We start from the raw sequence: 521 nt of genomic DNA, 5'->3' as shown, positions 1-521 counted from the left end.
TACCCAATGCCATTCAATTAACATATTATTAGCACTTGTGATACTTGCACCAATAAAAACAAGTAAAAATGAAATGAATGCATTCATAATCTTCTGGTGCATTCTATTGACAAATTTTTTCAAATTGAATAGACGATATATCATTAAGGCGTATCCTAAGACATAGGCGATAAATATAAAGGCGCCATAGCCCACAAGTATTTCTAACCACCAATTGTGAATATTAAAGATATTATTGGTTGGTAATGGTCCAAATGTCTCCATCCACACTTCTATATTACCAGCACCTACACCAAGACCGAAAGTCTTACCTAAGTACATTAACCCGTTTCGCCACATGTTCATCCTACCCACATCTCCAGAAATTACTGGTCTAGGTAAAATATAAATTAAATCAGTAACCATCCCTCTAATCGGCGGGACGAAAGCAAAAGCGAGTATGGCTAGTGTTAAGACGATACTTCCGGTAGTTAGCACTTGCTTTCTTGTGAAATCCCAACGAACGCCTAACAAGACATATG

The 521-nt window shown here is 37.0% G+C and carries 1 protein-coding gene; it reads right to left on the bottom strand.

Annotation, left to right across the window (positions count from 1 at the left end):
- Nucleotides 1-521 (bottom strand): O-antigen ligase family protein (locus tag ACRCJ0_RS19230; protein ID WP_431391823.1); only part of this gene is annotated, 521 nt, incomplete at both ends.

It is taken from the genome of Aerococcus sp. L_32 (genome assembly GCF_050689315.1).
Note: the sequence above shows the minus strand (reverse complement) of the source record. Positions and strands in the feature narration are given on the sequence as shown.